Below are 20,958 nucleotides of genomic sequence, written 5' to 3'. Positions count from 1 at the left end.
TGGCGAGGTACATATAAAACTAAAACGGCCTAAATGGGTGGCCCGCCCTATGCAAAATTGCCAAGGCTTAAATTTACGCCTCAACAATCCTCTTGATGGTTAGGCGACTAACTCCGAACTCCTGACTGAGAGCGTTCTTAGAAGCGCCAGCGGCAAATTTAGCTTTCACGGACTTTCTAGCCACATCATCTAATTTAGGAGGTCTGCCACCTAGCTTACCAGAGGCCTGTCTGCCAGCTTGTGTACGTTCAACAATGAATGTGCGCTCCATCTCTGCAAACACACCCAAGAGCTGGAGCATGGCGTTACTGAAGGCATCATCTTTGGAGGTATCCACTGGTTGCTCTAGAGCCTTCAAAGAAGCGCCCTTGGCTCTCAAGGTCTCAATAGTCTGCAGAACCTGTCTCAGAGAACGTCCAAGCCTGTCTAGCTTTGTCACCACAACGGTATCACCATCACGCACATAGTCTGTGAGCTGGGCTAGAGCATCTTCATTGGTCTTTGAAGCTCCGCCATGTTTGCCGCTGAACACTTTTGTGCATCCAGCTTCATTAAGTGCCTCTATTTGGTGCTCTAGGCTTTGGTCTTGAGTTGATACTCGTGCATAACCAATCAATGTGCTCATATTGCCACCTGCTCATATCTTAAGAGTAATGGACATATCTTACAGGAGGTGCTCATAACTATCAATTTAATAAATATGAGCAATGCTCTTAATGTATTAAAAGTTTGTTACATATGTTTTGCGGCTACAATGGGCTCTACTTGTTGAGGTGTAAGGAGAATCTATGAAAATAGTATTTTTATTGCTTTGTAGTGCTTTTGTTTCAACTAGCTCTTTAGCTGGTTCAATCAACAATTATTTCTGTTCTATGGATGGATTCTCTACATCAGCAGACCCTGAAAAATATGTCGATCACATTACTAGTAATCTCGCTAAGCAATTTTTAGTAAAGGTATCATTGGATAGTATTACGGTCTCTCAGGTGTCTAATACTTCTCTGAAATATTCCGAAACTTATAAAATTTTTGAGCGCTGGCACGGTACTGTTAAAGCCATGAATATCAGAGCTGACTCTGCATACCTGTTTCTAATTGAAGAGAAAATGCGGGAAGACAAATTTTTTGCCTCAATGTCCCTTATAAAATCCAATGTCGTAAATGGGTGGGAGATGACTTGTGACAAGCTGGATTAATCAGACACAAACTAACCAATTATCATTACTACAGATTGGTTTGGAGGTATAATAAATCCAACTAGTGCATTTTACTTGGTAGTTTCGGCTTTATGCTTTGAAGTAGAATGCTCGTCAAACATTCAATCAATGATTTGGAAAAAGAGATGGGAAACGTTTCAAGTGGTCAGTTTAAGACTGGCATGAAAGTGATGATCGACGGCGATCCATGTAACATGGTTGAAGTTGAATTTGTTAAACCGGGAAAAGGTCAGGCGTTCACTCGAGTTCGTCTTCGTAACCTTATGACGGGTCGTATTTGGGAGCGTACTTTCAAATCGAACGAATCAGCTGAAACAGCCGATGTGATGGATCGTGACATGGAGTACCTCTACAGTGATGGTGAGATGTGGCACTTCATGGAGCCAAGCACATTTGAACAGTACGCTGCGGATGAGAAAGCCGTTGCCGACTGTTCGCAGTGGTTGAAAGAGGGTGACAAAGTGATGATCACTCTATTTAACGACAACCCTATTGCTGTGACACCTCCTAACTTTGTTGAGCTTGAAGTGACTGAAACTGATCCAGGCCTTAAAGGCGATACGGCTCAGGGCGGTTCTAAGCCTGCGACTCTCAGCACGGGTGCAGTGGTTCGTGTGCCACTATTTATCAACCAGGGTGAAGTTCTTAAGATCGACACTCGTACCGGTGAATACGTAAGCCGTGCCTAACACGGGTTTGTAATAGAAACGGCAGCTTCGGCTGCCGTTTTTGGTTCTAATTTTGGAGTCTGTATGAATCGAAATCACTGGCAACCTACAGCAGAGATCTTAACACTTCGTGAGCGAGCAAAGATGCTGGCTGATGTGCGCGCTTTTTTTGCTGAACGCGGTGTCATGGAGGTGGATACTCAATGTCTGTCACAAGCGGCAGTCAGTGATCCTTTTATCGATTCACTTGAAGTCTCCTACTCAAGTTACCCCGGGGCTGAAGAGCAGCGTTACTACCTGCAGAGTTCGCCAGAGTACGCCATGAAGCGCCTATTGGCAGCTGACTCAGGCCCCATCTATCAGTTGGCTAAAGCATTTAGGAATGGCGAGGTAGGGCGGCTTCACAATCCTGAATTCACCATGCTTGAGTGGTATCGCCCTCGTTTCAGTGCGCAGCAGCTGATGGATGAAGTTCAGGCTCTGGTTACTGCGGTGCTGGGGCCGCAGCATTGGGAACGTCTCAGTTATCGTGAACTGTTTAAACGCTTTGTGGGCATGGATCCTCATCAAGCGACCATTGACCAGTTAAAAGCTCTGCTTGAGCCCCATTTTGAGTGCCCTTTTACGGATGATCGCAAAGATACTTGGCTCGAGCTGGTCATGTCGCATCTGATTGAGCCGAAACTCATTGAACCGGTGCTAGTATTTGATTTTCCCGCCTCTCAAGCTGCGTTGGCTGAGGTTGTTGAGGATGATCAGGGTGTCAAAGTGGCTGCCCGCTTCGAGCTGTATGCGGGCGGTATGGAGTTGGCGAATGGTTATCAGGAGCTGCGAGATCCCGCTGAGCAGGCTGAACGGCTGGAAGCTGACGATCAGCAGCGTGAATCCTCAGGGCTTCCACGACGACCGCTGGAGACTCGTTTAGTCTCGGCCCTAGAATCCGGCATTCCAGCTTGTGCCGGCGTGGCACTTGGTTTTGATCGGTTGCTGATGATCAAAGTTGGCGCGAGCAGTATCAAAGAGGTTGTCCCTTTCGGGTTTGAGCGCTGTTAGAGCGAATCGACGGCCAGCTTCATCCTACGAACAGCTTCCTCAATACGCGATCTTGGACACCCGAAGTTAAGTCTAACAAATCCAGGTGCACCAAAATCCTCCCCATCAGATAGTCCCACACCCTGAGATTCAAACAGTTGTTGTGGGCTGTCGACGCCAAGCTGATTGGCATCGATCCAGGCAAGGTAGGTGGCCTCGTTAGGTAGCATGCTTAAGCCGGGAATCTTGCCTATTTCAGAGATCAGGTAGTCTCTATTTCCCTTCAGATATTCGCACTGCTTGCGATTCCATTCGTCTCCCTGTGAGTAGGCGGCTTCTGCCGCGGTGTAGCCCAGTAGATTGACGTCGGGCACTATGCCCTTGCGTACCTTTTTAAATCGCGCTCTTAATTCGGGGTTTTGAATGATCGCAACAGAGCAGGCCAGCCCTGCAATGTTCCAGGTTTTACTGGGCGCCATCAGCGTCACAGTGCGTGAGGCGATCTCTTCACTCAAACTCGCGATCGGTGTGTGCTGTAGTTCAGGTTGTAAAATGAGATCGCAATGAATCTCATCGCTGCAGATCAATAGATCCTGATCGATAATGATCTGTGCGAGCCTCTCGAGCTCTTCATGGCGGTAGACGCCACCCCCAGGATTGTGTGGGTTGCAGAAAAGTAGCAGTCTGGTTTCTGCTGTAATGGCCTCTTCTAGTGCATCAAAATCAATGACACGACCCTTCATGGGAATGGTGATCAACGCCCTCGAAGAGAGAGCGGGAGCGGACATAAAGGGTGGGTAGATAGGTTGGGCGGTGATGACGGATTGCTCAGCCGTGCTTAAAGCGCGGGTCGCTAAATTTAGCCCGCAGACGAGACCGGGTAACCAGACTAGATCTTCAGCAGAGACCGTCCAGTTGTATAGGCGCTGCATGCGTTCAGAAAACAGCTGATTGAGTGTTTCTGGTGTGCGGGTGTAGCCAAAAACGCCATGATCGACACGCGTTTTTAAAGCATCAATCACAGCTTGTGGAGAGCGAAAATCGGTATCAGCAACCCACATTGGAAGTATGTCTGTACCGGCGTATTTAGACCACTTGTCACTCCAGGTCCCTTGGCGATCAATTAAGTGATCAAAATCGAAATCATTCATTGGTTCACTCACTACTCTTCCCTTTCTACTGGTCGATCATCAAGCTATCATAGGCCAATTACTCTTTATAGCGAGCCGTTAGAGAAATTATTTCTACGGCCTAAATTCGTGGAGACCCTTATGAGCAACGATCGCGTTATTATTTTTGATACCACGCTGCGCGATGGTGAACAGAGTCCCGGTGCGTCTATGACCGGTGAAGAGAAACTGCGAATCGCTCGTCAGCTTGAACGTATGAAAGTTGATGTGATTGAAGCGGGTTTCGCCATTGCGAGTCCCGGTGATTTCGAGGCGGTAAAAAATATTGCCGACAACATCAAAGATAGCCGAGTTTGTTCACTCTCGCGTGCTTTGGATGCGGATATTGATCGTGCGGGTGAAGCGCTGAAGAATGCTGCGCAAGGTCGTATTCATACCTTTATCGCGACCTCGCCGATTCACATGAAGTACAAGCTTCAGATGGAGCCAGATCGTGTTGTTGAACAGGCTGTACATGCCGTTAAGCGAGCGCGCAATCTGATTGATGATGTCGAGTTCTCGTTAGAAGATGCTAGCCGCTCTGAGTTGGATTTTATGTGCCGTATTATCGAAAAAGTGATCGACGCTGGCGCTCGTACTATCAATATCCCTGATACGGTCGGTTACGCCGTGCCTCATCAGTTTGCTGAGGTGATCGGGGAACTGATTCAGCGTATTCCAAACTCGGATAAAGCGATCTTCTCTGTCCACTGTCATAACGATCTTGGCCTAGCGGTTGCCAACTCACTGGCAGCCGTGGGAGCGGGTGCACGTCAGGTAGAGTGTACAATCAACGGTTTGGGTGAGCGTGCCGGTAATGCAGCGTTAGAAGAGATCGTTATGGCACTGAAAACTCGCCAAGACGTAATGGGTCTTGAGACCAATATTGATACTCAGCACATTGTCGGTGCCTCTAAACTGGTGTCTAGCGTGACGGGTTTCCCCGTTCAGCCTAACAAGGCGATTGTCGGCGCTAACGCCTTTGCTCATGAATCGGGCATTCATCAAGATGGTGTACTGAAGCACCGTGAAACCTATGAGATCATGACCGCAGAAAGTGTCGGTTGGACGACTAATAAAATGGTATTGGGTAAACATTCAGGTCGTGCTGCATTTAAATCACGTCTTGAAGAGCTGGGTACTACGTTCAAGAGTGATGCTGATCTAAACACCGCTTTCCAAGCCTTCAAAGTGTTAGCCGATAAGAAACATGAGATCTTTGATGAGGATCTTATGGCGCTGGTCAGCAATAGCCGTGCCGAAGCGTCAAGCGAACGTTTTCAGTTGGTCAACCTATCTGTGACATCGCAAACGGGTGAGACACCTCAAGCCGATCTAGTTGTGAGTATTGATGGGCAAGAGCACTCGTGCTGTGCTGAGGGTAGTGGTCCAGTCGATGCTATCTTTAAAGCGATTGAGTCACAGGTGAACTCTGGCTCTACACTGTTGATCTATTCGGTGAATGCCGTGACTGAAGGAACCGATTCGCAAGGTGAAGTCACCGTGCGTCTTGAGAAGGGTGGTCGCATCGTAAATGGTTTAGGTGCCGATACCGATGTCATCATTGCATCGGCTAAGGCCTATATCCATGCGCTCAATCTTCTGGATACTAACGCGGAAAAAGCGCACCCACAGGTTTAATCATGTCAGTTCAGCAGGCTCGAATCCAAGCCGCCTATTTAGATCAGCTTGGTATCCAGCAGTGGATGCCTCGTCAAATCTTGCCAGCAGCAAAGCCTTCGCCTGATTGGGTCTATCGCTTTGCTCATCCTGCGGATCTCCTTGGTGACGATGAAGAGGTGATGCAGGCGTTGGCTCCACAAGCACACAAGCCTGTCGAGCCTCATGCTGAGCGTCGTGCGATTACTCAGATTGGTGAAGCCTTAGAGGTCTCCGCTCCCGATGAGGCAGAGGTAGGTTCTTCTAACATCAGACGTGCTGCCGTTGCTGAGTTGACGGCTGATGAGAGTTCTAAAGAGCCTCAAACATCGCCCACTACTTCGGTCAAACGAAGCTTTGAACCTGCGCCGCGTTATAAAATTGTTATGGCTCGAGCGGGCCGACTCCTACTAATCGATAATCTTCCCATTCGTGCTCGCGAAGGCTTCTCCAATAAGCATAAGCGTCTTTTGGCGGGCATTGTTCAAGCTCTTGGAGAGTCACCACAATCAATCACACTGCCGATTACGCTTGAGTGGCCTATGCTTGCCGGTAAAACCCTGGATCAGGGGCCGCATGAAGCGAGAAAACATGTGCAGCGACAGTTGAGCTTTATGCAGAAAGAGTCTGGTCTAGAGACCGTTATTCTGTTTGGCGAGGGGCTTGCGAATTGGGTGGTTGGTGAAGGTGTGGATGAGACTCATGGGCAACTGCTGCCACTGCAACAATCGGGACTGAACTATCTAACGACCCAATCACTCTCGCAGGCGCTCAATATGCCTGGCGCTAAACAGCAGATCTGGTCTGATCTTCAGCCACTGGTTTAGTGTTTATCTTCTGAAATGCCTGCTGTGATGACGATTGATCAACTGTTTGCTCTGGATCAACAGTGCTTTCCTGATTACTGGTCAAAATCTCAATGGCAGACGTATCTATCTCAAGATGATCGTTTTCCCTGCTACACACTGTTTGACGCTAACGAACCGATCGGCTTTGCGCTCTACCAAAGGTTATTTGATGAAGCGGAACTGCTCCGCATTGGCGTAGTGCCTGATCGGCGTGGAGAAGGTTGGGCGGCGAAGATGCTGACTGATCAGCTTGAACAGTTCACTGGGGATGGAATCAGCCGTGTCATGTTGGAAGTGCGTGCTTCTAATGAGGCGGCGATTCGTCTCTATCAATCGGTGGGTTTTGTCACGGACGGTCTGCGTAAACATTACTACCCGCTGATCGGTCAAGAGGGTAGGGAGGATGCGATCCTAATGTCACGACCGGTGTAAATTAAACAGATGGAAAATCCTATCTTAGACATCAATCTTATTTGGCATCTGGTAGCGGCACTGTTAGCGGTTACCTCTATCTGGAGTGCCTTTAAACGTGTGCCTTTTCAAGCGCTTTGGGCTGAGCCTCGACTTCAGCATCTGTTGTTCGGCGCTATGGTCTTGCTGATGTTGACTTGGACCTTTAGAGCGGGCCTATCGGAAGGGTTGAGTGTTCACTTTTTGGGTATGACCGCGTTGACACTGATGTTTGGCTGGGATCTTGCCATCTTGGCTGGCGCGATTGCGATGCTCGGCATCACTCTAGTTGGAGTGGAGCGCTTTGATATGCTGGCCATAAATTTAATTGCGATTGTTGTGGTGCCAGCGACACTGACCATCACGCTTCTTAAATATATTGAGAGACGATACCCGCCTAACTTCTTTGCCTATCTCTTTTTAGCCGCCTTTATTGGTGGTGGGTTTGCAGTCGCTAGCTCGGGGTTGACCCTGTCGCTTGTGCTTGGCTTGTCAGGTATCCACAGTTGGCAAACGATTTATCACGAGTACATCTCCTTCTTGCCGTTGATTATGTTCCCAGAGGGGCTCATTAACGGCATTCTTATGACCGCTGTCATGGTGTTTCATCCCGATTGGATTCGTACATTTGACGCGGCTAAGTACATCGACAATCAGTAGTAAGCCATCGCATTGCTAAGTGGCGGTTTTCCGCCACTTCTTGCTGATTAGCTTCGGCGAGCATCCGCCATTAATGCCTCCTTTAAGTCTTATGTCCTGTATTTATTTTCACTAACTTGTTGAAAATAAATATATATCTAGGTTGTTGGCACGTTTTCTGCTTTGCAAAAGTGCTTTTTACAAGGTCGTTGTGACCTAATACAAACTGGAGTGTAAATAATGAAAAAACTAACTCTTGGCCTTTCTGCCTTGGCTCTATCTGTATCGGCTGCTACTGCACAGGCTAACTGTGACGCTGGCGAGATCGTTGCAAAACTTTCACACGTTACTGGTGGTACAACTCACCCTAAAGTGGTTGCGGCTAACAAACTTGCTGAGCGTGTAAACGCTGAAATGAACGGCACTATGTGTATCGAAGTTTACCCAAATTCTACACTGTTCGGTGACTCTAAAGAGCTTGAAGCGCTTCTACTAGGTGACGTACAGATCCTAGCGCCTTCACTATCTAAGTTCGGTTCTTACACTTCTAAGTTTGGCGTATTCGACCTTCCATTCATCTTCAAAGATATGGACGCTGCAATGCGCTTCACTAACTCTGATGCTGGTCAGGACCTTCTTCTTGCAATGGAAGATGTTGGTTTTGTAGGCCTAGGTTACTGGATGTCTGGTATGAAGTACTTCTCTGCCAACAAACCACTACTAAAACCATCTGATGCTGAAGGTCTAAAGTTCCGCGTACAGAACTCTGACGTTGCTAAAGCGATGATCGCAGCAATGGGCGGTTCACCACAGCCAATGGCATTTAAAGAGGTTTACGGTGCACTACAGACTGGCGTTGTAGACGGTCAGGAAAACACTTGGTCAAACATCTACACTAAGAAGTTCTTCGAAGTGCAAGATTCAACGACTGAGACTAGCCACCAGCTTCTTGCATACCTATTCATGACGTCTCAAGAGTTCCTAGACTCTATGCCTAAAGACGCTCGTGAGCAGTTCATTGCGATCGCTAAAGACGTGACTAACGAAGCCAACTTAAGTGTTAAAGATAAAGAAGCGAACTACCGTCAAAGCATTTTGGATGCAGGTGGTAAAATCAACACGCTAGACGATGCAGGTCGAAAAGCTTGGGTTGACGCTATGAAACCTGTTTGGAAACAGTTTGAAGATAAGATCGGTGCTGATCTAATCGAAGCTGCTGCAAACTCTTAATCAACTTAGGTTGATGATCGACGGGCTCGTTTAGAGCCCGTCCTTTCCTTTTCCCGAGCTTATGTAGCTCAACATATTGGAGTACTGACGTGGAGTGGCCGCATCTTTACCTCTTAATTCTTATTCTAGTGATCTGGGGCTTAGAGAAACGTTTCCCAAGATTTATGGAAAAACTGGAAGAGAATTTCCTTGTTCTAATCATCTTCTCGATCATGGCCGTATCCTTTGGTCAGGTTATTGCTCGCTACGCCTTCGGAACCGGTTGGTCAGCGGCACTTGAATTCAGCATGGTGATGTTCTCATGGCTGATTTTGATGGGGATGAGCTTCGGTATTAAGAATGGTACCCACTTGGGTGTCGATATCGTTCTTAATGCGGTACCTAGCAGGGTCGGTAAGTGGTTGTCGCTGTTTGCAGCTTTTGCAACGCTGATGTACGCCTTGATTCTTCTTGATAGTGCTTGGTTGGCAGCCTTGGGCGTCGATGTCCGCGGTGGTGCCATTGAGTACTGGGCTAAAATGTACAAGATCAACATCGGTGTCGAAGAGATGCGTTGGCCTGACTTCATTATGGAGTGGTTCGGCGTTAAAGAGCGTGTTCAACGTTGGTTGGTGTTGGTTATTCTGCCAATCAGTTTGGCTCTGTTGGCTTATCGCTCACTGCAGGCGTTTGTCGGTATTTGGACCGGTGCACGTCATCACCTCATTGCTGGTCACGAGGCGGAAGACCTTGTTGATGAGCACAAAGATGCACTGAAAGATTAAGGGCCTGAACTGATGGAAGCATTAATTCTATTTGCACTGGTATTGGGTCTGCTCTTTATCGGTCTTCCTGTGGGTGTGGCGCTAGGCCTATCCTCAATTCTATTTATTACTTTCTTCTCTACAGACTCATTGTCGTCTGTAGCGATTTCGCTGTTTGGTGTGGGTACACACTACACTCTTTTAGCGATCCCGTTTTTCATTATCGCGTCGTCGTTCATGTCGACCGGTGGTGTTGCGAAACGCTTGATTAACTTTGCGATTGCGTCAGTGGGGCACTTCCGTGGTGGTCTTGCGATGGCGTCAGTATTGGCCTGTATGATGTTTGCTGCACTCTCTGGTTCATCGCCAGCGACTGTTGTCGCGATCGGTACGATTGCTATCGCCGGTATGCGCCAAGTGGGTTACTCAAAAGAGTTCGCTTCGGGTGTTATCGCAAACGCGGGTACTTTGGGTATCTTGATTCCGCCCTCTATCGTTATGGTCGTTTACGCGGCATCGACGGATGTGTCGGTAGGTCGTATGTTCTTGGCTGGTGTTATTCCAGGTCTAATTGCCGGCGGTATGCTGATGCTGGCTATCTACGTGGTTGCACGTATTAAAAACCTGCCTGCAGAGGAGTGGAAAGGTTTCGGTACCATCGTTCGTGGTGGTAAGGATGCATTCTGGGGACTGTTCCTGATCGTCATCATCATGGGCGGTATCTACGGAGGCGCATTCACCCCAACAGAGGCTGCGGTTGTTGCGGCGGTCTACTCAATTATTGTTGCGCTCTTTATCTATCGCGATATGGGGCCTTTGAAAAACACGCCATGGGTACTTGAGTCGGATGCGCCACACGCGAAAGTCGGCTTCAGTGGTTCGGTTTATGGTGTGTCACTCTTCTTAGTCTGGATGATCCTGTCGTTCTTTGCGACGTCGGATCCAGATAGCACGGTAACCGCTGGCGAGCGTGCAATCTGGGGTGCTGTGGTCAGTATCGCCTTGACCATCTTCTACACCATTAAGCGCAGTCACGCCATGAATGAGAGTTTTGCTCACTGCTTTGTTGCAGGCTTAGCGATCTGGAAACGTAACTTTGTGACTCTGATTACAGCCTTCTTCCCATCACTGTTCGGTGAAGAGAGCCGTAAGACCATGCTTGAGGGTACCAAAACCACAGTGATGCTGATGTTCATCATCGCCAATGCTCTGTTGTTCGCACACACTCTATCGGCTGAGCGTATTCCTCAGCACGTGACTGAGTGGATGCTCGACGTTGGTTTTACTTGGTGGTCATTCCTGATTGCAGTCAACATTCTGTTGTTGATCGGTGGCCAGTTCATGGAGCCATCAGGTCTATTGGTTATTGTGGCACCGGTTGTATTCCCGATTGCCATGGAGTTGGGCATCGACCCAATTCACCTAGGTATTATCATGGTAGTTAACATGGAAATCGGTATGATCACACCACCGATCGGTTTGAACCTGTTTGTAACCTCGGGGATTACAGGTATGAGCTTGTCGCGTGTCGTGAAGGCGGCCGCACCGTTTGTCGCGGTACTCTTTGTCTTCTTGATTCTTGTGACCTATGTGCCAGCGATCTCGACCTGGCTACCCTACAGCATCATGGGTCCTGAATTAGTGACCAAATAGTCCTTAATTCGACTCATTTTTTAAACGGGGATGGTTCTATGAACCCTCCCCGTTTTTGTTTAGGTAGATGGCAGGTGCTAATTAGCGCTTAAAGCTCTAAAATAAGCGCCTATTGCTATAACACTGGATATCTATGAGTCACACTGCTGTTAACAACGACGACCCCTATAAAGAGATTCGCCCCTACCGCGATGATGAAGTGGGTCAGGTTCTGTTTGATCTCCTCCACAATAATGAGTTTGTGGATGCCATTACAAAGTATCAGTTTCCTAAAGCCTCAGGTTGGGCGGGATGGTTTTTAAGGCCCATCGTCAAGCAGTATCTAGCGGCACGCATGGGTGATGTTGATACCGTTCGTGATTTTCAACAGCTTGTTGAAAGCTACATGAACAAGATGATCAAACGATCCACGACCAAGTTAAGTTGCAGTGGATTGGATAAGCTCGATAAAGAGGATGCTTATCTGTTTGTCTCTAATCATCGCGACATTGCTATGGATCCAGCGTTCGTCAATTGGATGCTCTACCATGCAGGGATGGACACAGTCCGAATTGCGATCGGTGATAACCTGCTGCGTAAGCCTTACGTGTCAGATCTGATGCGTTTGAACAAGTCGTTTATCGTCAACCGTTCTGCTAAAGGACGTGAGATGATGACGGCCTTAACTCAGCTCTCTAGTTACATCGATCACAGTGTCACCACGGGACACTCCGTCTGGATCGCTCAGCGCGAAGGGCGTGCGAAAGATGGTGACGATCGTACAGATCCAGCGCTACTGAAAATGTTCTATATGTCTCAGCGTAAGCAACGTAGCTTCTCTGAGATGGTGGAGCGACTCAATATTGTCCCAGTATCTATCGCATACGAACTAGACCCTTGTGACTCGGCTAAAGCCAATGAGTTGGCTGCCAAAGCTGAGGGCGGAACTTATGAGAAGAGTGAGTTCGAAGATATTCAGAGTATCGTCAAAGGGATTGTCGGTGACAAAGGCCGCGTTCATGTAGGCTTTGGTGAGCCTATTCGAGGTGAATTTGAATCGGCAGAAGAGCTGGCGGCAGAAATTGACCGTCAGATACACCAAAATTACCGCTTGCATGCCACCAATCTAGCCGCTGCAGGTGAAGCAACTGATGAGGGGCTGGCGTTACTTGAGTCAAGGCTGAGTCAGGTTGATGGCGCTGCTAAAGATATTTTGAAAGCGATGTACGCTAAACCGGTTTTAAACTACAACAATGCGCAAACGGAGAGCCACTGATGTCAGAGTTTACTCATATCGATGAGAAGGGTCAGGCTCGAATGGTCGATGTCTCTGAAAAAGAGGTTAGCTTCCGTGAAGCAAGAGCCTATGGTCGTGTGACCATGTTGCCAGAGACTCTCTCAATGATCGTCAATGGCGGTCATAAAAAGGGTGATGTACTGGCGACAGCACGTATTGCTGGGATCATGGCGGCTAAACGTACTTCCGACCTCATTCCAATGTGCCACCCTCTGATGCTGTCGAGTGTGAAAGTTGAGCTGACGCCGAATGAAGCAGAGAGCTGTGTTGAGATCAGCGCGATCTGCAAATTGAGTGGCCAGACGGGTGTTGAGATGGAAGCGCTGACCGCTGTCTCTGTGGCCGGTTTGACACTTTATGATATGTGTAAGGCGGTCGATAAAGGTATGGTGATCGATCAAGTCTCTCTGCAAGAGAAAAAGGGTGGTAAATCGGGCCACTGGATTGCTGAATAACAGCACTATTTGGAAGCTACATGTTAAAAATTGTCTATTTCGCCAGTTTAAAAGATCGCATCGGTCGCTCTGAAGAGAGTATCGGCCTTCCTGAAGGTATCAGTTCAGTCGACTCTTTGATTGATCATCTTTCGACAATGCACGGGGAAGAGTGGTCTTCAACCATTAATGGGTCGACGGTTTTGGTTGCGGTGAACCATGAGATGTCTGATAGAAGTGCTCCCATTAAAGAGGGTGATGAAGTCGCCTTCTTCCCGCCTGTGACAGGGGGTTGATGCAGTGACTAAGCTGATTGGGTTTGTTCGTGCGCTCTGCTATTACGCAGGCTTCTATCCAGTGACGATCGTCTGGGCATCACTCTGTCTGGTGGTTGCTCGTGCACTGCCGTTTAAACCAAGATTCTATTTTGTAACCGCGATCAATAACTTCTACATTGTTTGGCTACGAGTCTGTTGTGGCGTTAAGGTCAATGTTCAGGGGCGAGAAAACCTCCCTGCATCGGGTGCTTATGTTGCGATATCTAATCACCAGAGTGAGTGGGAGACGATCTATTTTCAGCTGTTGATCCAGCCACAGGTGGTGGTCCTTAAGCAGGAGTTACTGAAAATCCCATTTTTTGGTTGGGCGCTTGCTCTGCTAGAACCGATCGCTCTTGATCGCAGTAAACGTCGAGGCGCACTAAAACAACTGCTGGACCAAGGTAAGGCAAAATTGTCTGCGGGTGTGCCCATCCTTATTTTTCCTCAGGGTACCCGACTTCCGGTGGGTGAATTAGGTCGTTGGAATAAAGGTGGAGCTATGTTGGCTGTGAGCAGTGAAGTTCCTCTAGTCGCCATCGCTCATAATGCGGGTCGTTTCTGGCCAGGAAAGGGTTTTATTAAGCACCCTGGTACGGTTGATGTGCTTATAAGTAAACCTATCGAAACGACAGAGAGAACTGTTGAAGAAGTGCATAAGGATTCTGTAGACTGGCTTGAAGAAAGTCTTACACGCATCAAAGCCTAAGGATCTATGTCACTGTTTGGATACGCCTCAATACATGACGATGAAGGTAAAGCCCAGCTTCAGGCTCGATTGGCTGACAGTGCTCGAGTGGCCGGTATCGAGCTTGATTCAGTGGCCTTTGAAGAGACCTCTGAACCCATTCAGCTCTTAAAGATTTTGGATAAATTGAAGTCGGGCGATCTGCTTCTACTCAGTAAAGTCTATGACTTTACCCGGCTGTCGAGTGATCAGTTTGCTAAGGTTGCTCAAGTGTTGCTGGAAAAACAGATCTCAATCGCTGCGTGCGATGTTCTAGATTCGGTTATCAGCTTACGCAGTAATGACAAAGCGCGTTATCTAACCTCTAAAGTTCTGATCGAAATGATCGCACAGCAGTCACAACCTGCAAGGGTGTGACTGAAGCAGCAATTACTGGTTGCACTGCCGGTTTCCCCTTTTTAAACTCATATTAATGGTTGTTGGAGTGATTCAGAGTTGTACGGCGATAAAATTAGAATTTTAGTAACCGGTTCGGAAGGGCAGATTGGCCGAGCGTTTTGTCGTGTCGCTGAAAAGCTAGAAAATATCGAAATAATCCCCGTCAACCATCGCAGTTTTGATGTGACTGATCCGGCTGCCATTGAAGCCAAATTGGCGGATGTACTTCCACATTACGTTCTTAATGGTGCCGGTTTCAATCAGGTTGATGCGGCCGATGCCCACCCAGGCAAAGCCTTTGCAATTAATGCGGATGGGCCTCTTAATCTGGCTAAAGCCTGCAGTGACCTTAGTATTCCAATTATCCATATCTCGTCTGATTACGTGTTCGATGGTCACTATGCGAGTGGCTATACTGAACTGGATGAGCCGGCTCCCTTAGGAGCCTTTGGTGAGTCAAAACTGCGCGGTGAAGAGCATGTTAGAGCTTATCAACCTAAACACATTATTCTTAGAATCAGCTGGGTATTCAGTGAGTCCGGAGTCAACTATCTGACCAAAATGCTCGATAAAGCGCGTGAGTATAAAACCATTGAAGCGGTGGATGATCGACGTGGATGCCCAACCGCTGCGCATGATGTGGCTCGAGTAATTTTGGCGATTATCCAACAGTTGGAAGAGGGTGCTGATCACTGGGGTACCTACCACTACTCCGGTGCAGAGATCACAACGCGCTACCGATTTACTGAGGCGATCATCGCTGCTGCTGGCCAATATGAGGAGCTGGCGGTTCGTAAAATTCGCCCGGTGGCTGGCGCAGAAGAGGAGGGGGCCGAACGCCCAACTTCATCCGTGCTGACCTGTAAGAAGATTTTGAATACCTTCGGTATTCGTCAACGTCCATGGCGCGTCGACCTGCAAAGACTGATTCGTGAAATCTACGGTGAAGATGGCAGTAAAGTGCCTCAACCGACGGTAGAAACCAAAGCGGAAGAGCTAGGTTCCTAGTCAATCTGCTCTAAAACGGTCGAGTCGTTTGTCTAATCGCTTAGAATCAGCGAAAATACGCGCCAATTCTGAGCGACGGCTCTTTTCAATTTTCTAGAAGAACGATTCATGTCAAACGCAGTTCACGATCAAGTGGCTAACCGCCGCACTTTTGCAATCATCTCCCACCCTGATGCGGGTAAAACCACTATGACCGAAAAGCTATTGCTATTAGGTCAGTTGATTCAGGTTGCTGGTACCGTAAAAGGCCGAGGCAGTGATCGTCACGCGACCTCTGACTGGATGTCGATGGAGCAGGAGCGTGGCATCTCGATCACCTCGTCTGTGATGCAATTCCCATTCCGTGACCGTATCGTTAACCTACTGGATACACCGGGGCACGAGGACTTCTCGGAAGATACCTATCGCACATTGACCGCGGTGGATTCTGCTTTGATGGTGGTTGACGGCGCAAAGGGTGTCGAGGACCGTACCATTAAACTGATGGATGTCTGTCGTCTTCGCGATACTCCTATTTTCTCATTTGTGAATAAGTTAGACCGTGAGATACGTGACCCTATTGAGCTCTTGGATGAGATTGAATCGGTACTAAAAATTGAAGCCGCACCGATTAACTGGCCTATCGGTGCCGGTCAGCGTTTTAAAGGGGTCTACAATCTTTACACGGATCAAATTCACCTGTTCACCAAGGGGCAGGGGCATCTGCTTGCTGAACAGAATATCATTCAAGGCTTGGATAGCGACGAAGCTCGTGAGCTGTTGGGTGCCGATTATGAAGAGTTCTGTGACGAGATCGAACTGGTACAAGGGGCTACCCACCAGTGGGACAAGGAGTCCTACCTAGCGGGTACCATGACTCCGGTATTCTTTGGTACGGCATTAGGTAACTTTGGTGTTCGAGAAATGATGCATGATTTTGTTGATTGGGCTCCTGCCCCTTCTCATCGTGCAACAGAGACACGTGAGGTTCAGGCGGATGAAGATAAATTCACAGGCTTTGTCTTTAAGATCCAAGCGAATATGGATCCAAAGCACCGTGACCGGATTGCCTTCATGCGTATCTGTTCTGGCAAATACACTAAAGGGCTCAAGATGAAACATACGCGCATCGGCAAAGATGTTCGTATCGCAGACGCGGTTACCTTTGTTGCGGGTGATCGCGAGGCGGTGGAAGAGGCTTGGTCTGGTGACATCATCGGATTGCACAACCACGGTACCATTCAAATCGGCGACACCTTTACAGAAGGTGAAGAGCTTAAATTTACCGGCATTCCACACTTTGCTCCTGAACTGTTTAAGCGTGTGCGTCCTACTGATCCACTGAAGATGAAGCAGCTTCAGAAAGGGTTGCAGCAGCTGTCCGAAGAGGGTGCGGTGCAGTTGTTTATGCCACTTCGCAACAACGATCTGATTCTCGGCGCGGTCGGTCAGCTTCAGTTTGACGTGGTCATGTATCGCCTTAAAGATGAGTATAAAGTGGACTGTGTCTATGAGGCGATCAGTGTTGCGACGGCTCGTTGGGTTGAGTGTGCTGACGATAAGATGCTCAATGACTTCCGCAAAAAAGGGTATGACAACCTGGCCGAAGATGGTGCAGGTCTAATGACCTACTTGGCACCGACACGAGTGAACTTAAACCTCACCGAAGAGCGTTGGCCGGATATTCAGTTCCGCGCTACTCGCGAGCACTAACATGCTTTTTGATTCCCATTGCCATCTCGACTTTCCCGAGTTTGCAGTGGGAATCAGCTCTCATCTCGATCAAGCACAGGCAAAGGGTGTAACGGATATTCTGGTACCCGGAGTCACGGCTAGCGATTGGCCTAGAGTGATCCATACCTGTCAGCTTAACCATCCCATTCGGCGTCATCTGGCGCTTGGCTTGCACCCCTGTTTTCTAAAACAGCACGATATTGATCAAGATCTTTTGACCCTAGAGACGCTCCTTAAGCAGAGAGATGACGTTGTTGCGATTGGTGAGTGTGGATTAGACCTTTTTATTGAAGATCCACAATTAGATAGGCAGCAGAAACTCTTTGATGCTCAGTTAGAGTTAGCGGCTGCATTTGAATTGCCGGTTGTGCTTCATGTTCGCCGCTCCGTCGATCTGATTACGCAGCGCTTAAAACGCCACCGTTTACGTAGAGGTGGCGTTGCCCATGCATTCTCGGGTAGCCAGCAGCAAGCGGATAATCTTGTTGCCTTGGGATTTTTGATTGGTGTTGGTGGGGCAGTGACCTATGATCGAGCTAATCGACTCAGAAGGGTCGTCTGTTCACTGCCAGTGACAAGCTTGGCGCTTGAGACGGATGCGCCCGATATGCCGTTAAGCGGTCATCAGGGTAAGCCAAATCACCCGTTTAGGGTTGCAGAAGTGGCTGAAGCAGTCGCCGAGTTACGTGGTGAGTCTACTGAATCTATTGCTCAGCAAACTCATCACAATGTGACTGCTCTTTTGGGGCTTTAGGTTAGATCTTCGTAGGCGTTTGAAACGTCGAAGCTGACTGGCAAAGAACGACCTGGAACTTTAATTCCAGAATGAGTGATCTCTAAATCTTCACCAGCAAGCACCGCATAGTCATAACGGTAGGTCGGTCGAGTCGTGCCTTTGAGTGCGGCTTGGTTATACTCTTGAGCCTGAGCGACTGTCGCTTCTGAGCGTTTCTGCCACTCAAGCATCTCTGCAGCGCCATAACGTTTTTGAAGCAGGTTAATCGTCTCAGTCGGCGAGATGAGTACCGCAGTCGCGTTGTTGCCACCAAAGCCTTTAGAGTTGATCAACGCGTTAGAAATGAATTGATTACCCACCTCTTTATGCTGAAGAGGTAGCTCAAGATGGCTCTGATGAACGTCGCTAGCTACTGCCTGAGTAGTAACTATGCCGGGGATGACTCCCTGTTCCCAAACACCCAGTGTTGAAACCAGTTGGTCACCACCCGCAGTGCCCTGAGAGTGTCCGAGGTAAGTCTTAACCGCAGTGACCGTCCAATCATTGATGTTGAACGCTTTACCGACCTCGTTTAATACATGTGATTCAGTCACTCGGTTCTGTGGTGTGCTGGTGCCATGCGCTTGAATCATTGAGTGCTGCTGTAGCGCTTCAGAACCGAGTAGCTTCTCAACCAAAGAGGCCGCTTTGCCCAGGGTTAAGTAGTTACCGACACCGGGTGCTGAGATCGATTTTTTATAACCGTCGGCATGAACATAGACATCAGGCACCGAAGCATAGATCTGAGCGCCGGTCTCGATCGCTAGGCGATCACTCATCAGAACAATAAATTGACTCGATTCACCAATGGTGAAACCGCAGTTGTCCCCAAATGGACGGCAGGCTGAACGGTGGTCTACATCAGCAAGTGAAGCGAGCTTATCCAGTGCCTGAAGCTGTTTGTCTTCAGCCAATGCGCCCATGGCGCGGAACCCTTCAATAACCTCTGGAGTGACCGGGGCGTCAGACCCGCCAACCAGAACAAACTCAGCCTTATTGGTGCGAATCGCTTCAACGGCATTACGCAGGTTGTACAGGAAAGTCGCACAGGCACCGAGCGCGCCGCCGGTCGTGCCAAGGTTGCCAAGCATGTAGGCGTTAACGAAATCAGCCGGCATTTGCGCATAACCCAACGGCATCTGCTTAGAGGTTGTGCGCTTACCAATCGCAGGGTATTTATTGAGACCGCCAAAGCCTAAGTCGTCGAGTTGGCCAATTGAGTTAGAGGCAAATACCGCAATTTGATCAGGAGCCAGAGTATCGAGCAGTTTATCGATATCCAGACCTGTGGAGGCCAGTGCATCAGAGGCTGCATAGATCGCCATTTGCAGTGCGCGCGGATGGTTGCGTGATTGGTATAGAGAACCCGGTTCAAACCCTTCAGGCAACATACCGGCGCTCTGAACAGGCAGTACGCGTGTATCGTTGAAGATTAGGTCGAGCGCACCGGTTAGGGTGACTTCGACCTGGCCTGCCTCGGTATCTGCCAATGTCCAGTTGTCGGGGATGTTGGTCGGAAGATCACGTTTGCGCAGAGTGAATTTAATGGATTCACCTGCTGGATGGATCTTCGATGCCTTGTTCATCAGGACACGATTTGCGTCAAAGAATGAACTTGGAATTTTACGGATCAGGGTGGCATCAAGCAGTGCCTGCCGCTCATCTGCATTACTGTTGGTGAGAACGGCGAGATCCTGTAACACATCCTGCTGATCTTTATCAGACAAGGTTTCAAAGATGAGGCGTTTGTAGCCTTGGTTGAATGAGGAGCGACCGGCGGGGCTGATGCCACCAAAACCAACGATGACCGGTAAATGAGACACTGCCTTGCTCCCCATAAATGACACAAAAAATATCAGGAAATTGTAACTTGCAGGTCAGGTTCTGGCTAGACGCTGAGGCGGCAAATGTAAAAAAATGTTAACCCACATGCTCGGTTCGACTTTTGAGGCTACACTGAGCATAGAAAAGGATGAATTTAAGAGATGTAAGAGGAATTTGATGAAAGGTTCAATACTCTCTATAGCGGTATGTTGTGCTCTGGTTGGGTGTCAAACCATCGATCCCTATACACAGCAAACTAAAACAGCCAATGCGACCAGCGGTGCAGGTATTGGCGCAGCAGCGGGTGCTGTACTGGGTGCCATTGTATCTAAAGGTAATCGTGCCGAGGGTGCACTGATTGGTGCAGCCCTGGGTGGTGCTGTTGGTTCTGGGGTCGGTTACTACATGGATCAGCAAGAGATGCTACTGCGTCAAGAGCTTGAAGGGACGGGTGTGCGCGTCGAGCGAGTGGGTGATGAGATTCGCCTGGTTATGCCAAGTAATATCACCTTTGCTGTGGACAATGAGCGTTTTGATAACGCCTTTTATCCGGTTTTGGATTCAGTCGCTAAAGTGTTGGCGAAGTTTGAAAAGACCAGCATTAATGTGGATGGTTACACCGACTCGACTGGGTCATTTGAATACAACCAGATGCTCTCTGAAAGACGTGCGGCTGCTGTTTCTAACTATTTAAGACAGGTAGGTGTGGATGCTCTTCGTATCGCGACTCGCGGTTTTGGTGAGCGCTATCCGCTGGCTTCTAATGAGACAGAAGAGGGGCGTGCACAGAATCGCCGAGTAGAGATCTGGATTCGTGGTACGGAAATGTAAAAAAGAAGATGGTGCTCGGTTGAGCACCTGGATATAAAAAGATTACTTAGCGCCGGTGACTTCGTTGAACTTGCTCAACTGGTCTGCGCTGGCCTCTTTTTGGTACTTCACTTTCCAATCAGCATAAGGTTCGCCGTAGACAAGCTCTCGCGCTTGCTCATAATCAACGCTCTTGCCGCGCTCTTCAGCCGCTGCAACATACCACTTCGAGAGACAGTTTCGGCAGAAAGAGGCTAGGTTCATCAGGTCGATGTTCTGAACCTCTTTGTGGTTGTCTAAATGCTCCACTAGACGGCGAAATACCGCCGCTTCGATTTCTGTTTTAGTCTGTTGTTCCATCTCGGTT

Annotated in this window: 23 protein-coding genes; 19 read left to right on the top strand and 4 right to left on the bottom strand. The window is 48.6% G+C overall.

Annotated features, from left to right (window positions below):
- Positions 1 to 73: 73 nt before the first annotated feature.
- Positions 74 to 625, bottom strand: coding sequence for a recombinase family protein (locus XMD579_RS10700; RefSeq protein WP_173506345.1), 552 nt, complete (start codon positions 623 to 625; stop codon positions 74 to 76).
- Positions 626 to 788: 163 nt separating this feature from the next.
- On the opposite strand from XMD579_RS10700, the gene XMD579_RS10695 reads away from it, so the two are divergent.
- The 3 genes from XMD579_RS10695 to epmA all read left to right on the top strand — a co-directional run bounded on the left by XMD579_RS10695 (position 789) and on the right by epmA (position 2,938).
- Positions 789 to 1,196, top strand: coding sequence for a hypothetical protein (locus tag XMD579_RS10695; RefSeq protein WP_173506344.1), 408 nt, complete (start codon positions 789 to 791; stop codon positions 1,194 to 1,196).
- 146 nt (positions 1,197 to 1,342) lie between these two features.
- Positions 1,343 to 1,906 carry an elongation factor P gene (gene efp / locus XMD579_RS10690; RefSeq protein ID WP_173482223.1) on the top strand — a complete coding sequence of 188 codons (564 nt, stop codon included), beginning with the start codon at positions 1,343 to 1,345 and terminating at the stop codon, positions 1,904 to 1,906.
- Positions 1,907 to 1,969: 63 nt separating this feature from the next.
- Positions 1,970 to 2,938 carry an EF-P lysine aminoacylase EpmA gene (gene epmA / locus XMD579_RS10685; protein ID WP_173489272.1) on the top strand — a complete coding sequence of 323 codons (969 nt, stop codon included), beginning with the start codon at positions 1,970 to 1,972 and terminating at the stop codon, positions 2,936 to 2,938.
- Here the strand turns inward: epmA and XMD579_RS10680 are convergent.
- Entirely contained in the window at positions 2,935 to 4,080 is a 1,146-nt protein-coding gene (locus XMD579_RS10680; RefSeq protein ID WP_371731480.1) for a MalY/PatB family protein, read from the bottom strand. The genes epmA and XMD579_RS10680 overlap by 4 nt on opposite strands.
- A 108-nt stretch (positions 4,081 to 4,188) precedes the next feature.
- Here XMD579_RS10680 and XMD579_RS10675 point away from each other — a divergent pair, with 108 nt between their 5' ends.
- The 15 genes from XMD579_RS10675 (at position 4,189) to XMD579_RS10605 (ending at position 17,936) form a co-directional block, all read left to right on the top strand.
- Positions 4,189 to 5,727 (top strand): 2-isopropylmalate synthase, encoded by a 1,539-nt coding sequence (locus XMD579_RS10675; RefSeq protein WP_173506343.1) that lies wholly within the window; start codon positions 4,189 to 4,191, stop codon positions 5,725 to 5,727.
- 2 nt (positions 5,728 to 5,729) lie between these two features.
- Positions 5,730 to 6,572: a hypothetical protein gene (locus XMD579_RS10670; protein WP_173482226.1), complete on the top strand. Its 843-nt coding sequence runs from the start codon at positions 5,730 to 5,732 to the stop codon at positions 6,570 to 6,572.
- A 15-nt stretch (positions 6,573 to 6,587) separates the two neighbouring features.
- Positions 6,588 to 7,025: a ribosomal protein S18-alanine N-acetyltransferase gene (rimI, locus tag XMD579_RS10665; RefSeq protein WP_173489271.1), complete on the top strand. Its 438-nt coding sequence runs from the start codon at positions 6,588 to 6,590 to the stop codon at positions 7,023 to 7,025.
- Positions 7,026 to 7,034: 9 nt separating this feature from the next.
- The gene (locus tag XMD579_RS10660) at positions 7,035 to 7,703 is read left to right on the top strand and encodes an energy-coupling factor ABC transporter permease (RefSeq protein WP_173482228.1); all 669 of its coding nucleotides are present in this window, start codon (positions 7,035 to 7,037) and stop codon (positions 7,701 to 7,703) included.
- Positions 7,704 to 7,922: 219 nt separating this feature from the next.
- A complete protein-coding gene (locus XMD579_RS10655) occupies positions 7,923 to 8,912 on the top strand; it encodes a DctP family TRAP transporter solute-binding subunit (RefSeq protein WP_217364119.1) in 990 nt (329 codons plus the stop codon).
- An 89-nt stretch (positions 8,913 to 9,001) separates the two neighbouring features.
- Positions 9,002 to 9,676 carry a TRAP transporter small permease gene (locus XMD579_RS10650; protein WP_371731479.1) on the top strand — a complete coding sequence of 225 codons (675 nt, stop codon included), beginning with the start codon at positions 9,002 to 9,004 and terminating at the stop codon, positions 9,674 to 9,676.
- A gap of 12 nt (positions 9,677 to 9,688) precedes the next feature.
- Positions 9,689 to 11,308, top strand: a complete 1,620-nt coding sequence (locus XMD579_RS10645) for a TRAP transporter large permease (protein ID WP_173489270.1) — start codon at positions 9,689 to 9,691, stop codon at positions 11,306 to 11,308.
- 133 nt (positions 11,309 to 11,441) lie between these two features.
- Positions 11,442 to 12,563 carry a 1-acyl-sn-glycerol-3-phosphate acyltransferase gene (locus XMD579_RS10640; RefSeq protein ID WP_173482230.1) on the top strand — a complete coding sequence of 374 codons (1,122 nt, stop codon included), beginning with the start codon at positions 11,442 to 11,444 and terminating at the stop codon, positions 12,561 to 12,563.
- Positions 12,563 to 13,039 carry a cyclic pyranopterin monophosphate synthase MoaC gene (gene moaC / locus XMD579_RS10635; protein ID WP_173482231.1) on the top strand — a complete coding sequence of 159 codons (477 nt, stop codon included), beginning with the start codon at positions 12,563 to 12,565 and terminating at the stop codon, positions 13,037 to 13,039. The genes XMD579_RS10640 and moaC overlap by 1 nt, the downstream gene beginning before the upstream one ends.
- A gap of 20 nt (positions 13,040 to 13,059) precedes the next feature.
- Positions 13,060 to 13,314: a molybdopterin converting factor subunit 1 gene (gene moaD, locus XMD579_RS10630; protein ID WP_173483432.1), complete on the top strand. Its 255-nt coding sequence runs from the start codon at positions 13,060 to 13,062 to the stop codon at positions 13,312 to 13,314.
- A 4-nt stretch (positions 13,315 to 13,318) separates the two neighbouring features.
- Positions 13,319 to 14,044 carry a lysophospholipid acyltransferase family protein gene (locus XMD579_RS10625; protein WP_173483431.1) on the top strand — a complete coding sequence of 242 codons (726 nt, stop codon included), beginning with the start codon at positions 13,319 to 13,321 and terminating at the stop codon, positions 14,042 to 14,044.
- Between the two features lie 6 nt (positions 14,045 to 14,050).
- The gene (locus tag XMD579_RS10620) at positions 14,051 to 14,440 is read left to right on the top strand and encodes a hypothetical protein (protein ID WP_173506342.1); all 390 of its coding nucleotides are present in this window, start codon (positions 14,051 to 14,053) and stop codon (positions 14,438 to 14,440) included.
- 78 nt (positions 14,441 to 14,518) lie between these two features.
- Positions 14,519 to 15,469: a dTDP-4-dehydrorhamnose reductase gene (gene rfbD, locus XMD579_RS10615; RefSeq protein WP_173483429.1), complete on the top strand. Its 951-nt coding sequence runs from the start codon at positions 14,519 to 14,521 to the stop codon at positions 15,467 to 15,469.
- 108 nt (positions 15,470 to 15,577) lie between these two features.
- Complete coding sequence (locus XMD579_RS10610) at positions 15,578 to 17,161, top strand: peptide chain release factor 3 (RefSeq protein ID WP_173483428.1); 1,584 nt, start codon at positions 15,578 to 15,580, stop codon at positions 17,159 to 17,161.
- Position 17,162: 1 nt separating this feature from the next.
- Positions 17,163 to 17,936 (top strand): TatD family hydrolase, encoded by a 774-nt coding sequence (locus XMD579_RS10605; protein WP_173506341.1) that lies wholly within the window; start codon positions 17,163 to 17,165, stop codon positions 17,934 to 17,936.
- Here XMD579_RS10605 and XMD579_RS10600 read toward each other — a convergent pair.
- A complete protein-coding gene (locus XMD579_RS10600; protein ID WP_173484528.1) occupies positions 17,933 to 19,780 on the bottom strand; it encodes a beta-ketoacyl synthase in 1,848 nt (615 codons plus the stop codon). The two genes, XMD579_RS10605 and XMD579_RS10600, sit on opposite strands and share 4 nt — an antisense overlap.
- A gap of 178 nt (positions 19,781 to 19,958) precedes the next feature.
- On the opposite strand from XMD579_RS10600, the gene XMD579_RS10595 reads away from it, so the two are divergent.
- Entirely contained in the window at positions 19,959 to 20,612 is a 654-nt protein-coding gene (locus tag XMD579_RS10595) for an OmpA family protein (protein ID WP_173506340.1), read from the top strand.
- A 42-nt stretch (positions 20,613 to 20,654) separates the two neighbouring features.
- Here the strand turns inward: XMD579_RS10595 and XMD579_RS10590 are convergent, their stop codons facing one another.
- Positions 20,655 to 20,951: a DUF1244 domain-containing protein gene (locus tag XMD579_RS10590; RefSeq protein WP_173481459.1), complete on the bottom strand. Its 297-nt coding sequence runs from the start codon at positions 20,949 to 20,951 to the stop codon at positions 20,655 to 20,657.
- Positions 20,952 to 20,958: the final 7 nt, after the last annotated feature.

The organism is Marinobacterium sp. xm-d-579, from assembly GCF_013282935.1.
Lineage (GTDB): Bacteria > Pseudomonadota > Gammaproteobacteria > Pseudomonadales > Balneatricaceae > Marinobacterium_E.
This window is presented reverse-complemented; position numbering and strand designations above follow the sequence as displayed.

Bases quoted from the DNA above. Each gene is read 5' to 3' on its own strand.
- XMD579_RS10595 (WP_173506340.1), top strand. From the start codon at position 19,959: ATGAAAGGTTCAATACTCTCTATAGCGGTATGTTGTGCTCTGGTTGGG.
- XMD579_RS10645 (WP_173489270.1), top strand. From the start codon at position 9,689: ATGGAAGCATTAATTCTATTTGCACTGGTATTGGGTCTGCTCTTTATC.
- moaC (WP_173482231.1), top strand. From the start codon at position 12,563: ATGTCAGAGTTTACTCATATCGATGAGAAGGGTCAGGCTCGAATGGTC.
- epmA (WP_173489272.1), top strand. From the start codon at position 1,970: ATGAATCGAAATCACTGGCAACCTACAGCAGAGATCTTAACACTTCGT.
- rimI (WP_173489271.1), top strand. From the start codon at position 6,588: ATGCCTGCTGTGATGACGATTGATCAACTGTTTGCTCTGGATCAACAG.
- XMD579_RS10655 (WP_217364119.1), top strand. From the start codon at position 7,923: ATGAAAAAACTAACTCTTGGCCTTTCTGCCTTGGCTCTATCTGTATCG.
- XMD579_RS10620 (WP_173506342.1), top strand. From the start codon at position 14,051: ATGTCACTGTTTGGATACGCCTCAATACATGACGATGAAGGTAAAGCC.
- XMD579_RS10660 (WP_173482228.1), top strand. From the start codon at position 7,035: ATGGAAAATCCTATCTTAGACATCAATCTTATTTGGCATCTGGTAGCG.
- XMD579_RS10590 (WP_173481459.1), bottom strand. From the start codon at position 20,951: ATGGAACAACAGACTAAAACAGAAATCGAAGCGGCGGTATTTCGCCGT.
- XMD579_RS10670 (WP_173482226.1), top strand. From the start codon at position 5,730: ATGTCAGTTCAGCAGGCTCGAATCCAAGCCGCCTATTTAGATCAGCTT.
- efp (WP_173482223.1), top strand. From the start codon at position 1,343: ATGGGAAACGTTTCAAGTGGTCAGTTTAAGACTGGCATGAAAGTGATG.
- XMD579_RS10610 (WP_173483428.1), top strand. From the start codon at position 15,578: ATGTCAAACGCAGTTCACGATCAAGTGGCTAACCGCCGCACTTTTGCA.
- XMD579_RS10640 (WP_173482230.1), top strand. From the start codon at position 11,442: ATGAGTCACACTGCTGTTAACAACGACGACCCCTATAAAGAGATTCGC.
- XMD579_RS10700 (WP_173506345.1), bottom strand. From the start codon at position 625: ATGAGCACATTGATTGGTTATGCACGAGTATCAACTCAAGACCAAAGC.
- XMD579_RS10695 (WP_173506344.1), top strand. From the start codon at position 789: ATGAAAATAGTATTTTTATTGCTTTGTAGTGCTTTTGTTTCAACTAGC.
- XMD579_RS10675 (WP_173506343.1), top strand. From the start codon at position 4,189: ATGAGCAACGATCGCGTTATTATTTTTGATACCACGCTGCGCGATGGT.
- moaD (WP_173483432.1), top strand. From the start codon at position 13,060: ATGTTAAAAATTGTCTATTTCGCCAGTTTAAAAGATCGCATCGGTCGC.
- XMD579_RS10605 (WP_173506341.1), top strand. From the start codon at position 17,163: ATGCTTTTTGATTCCCATTGCCATCTCGACTTTCCCGAGTTTGCAGTG.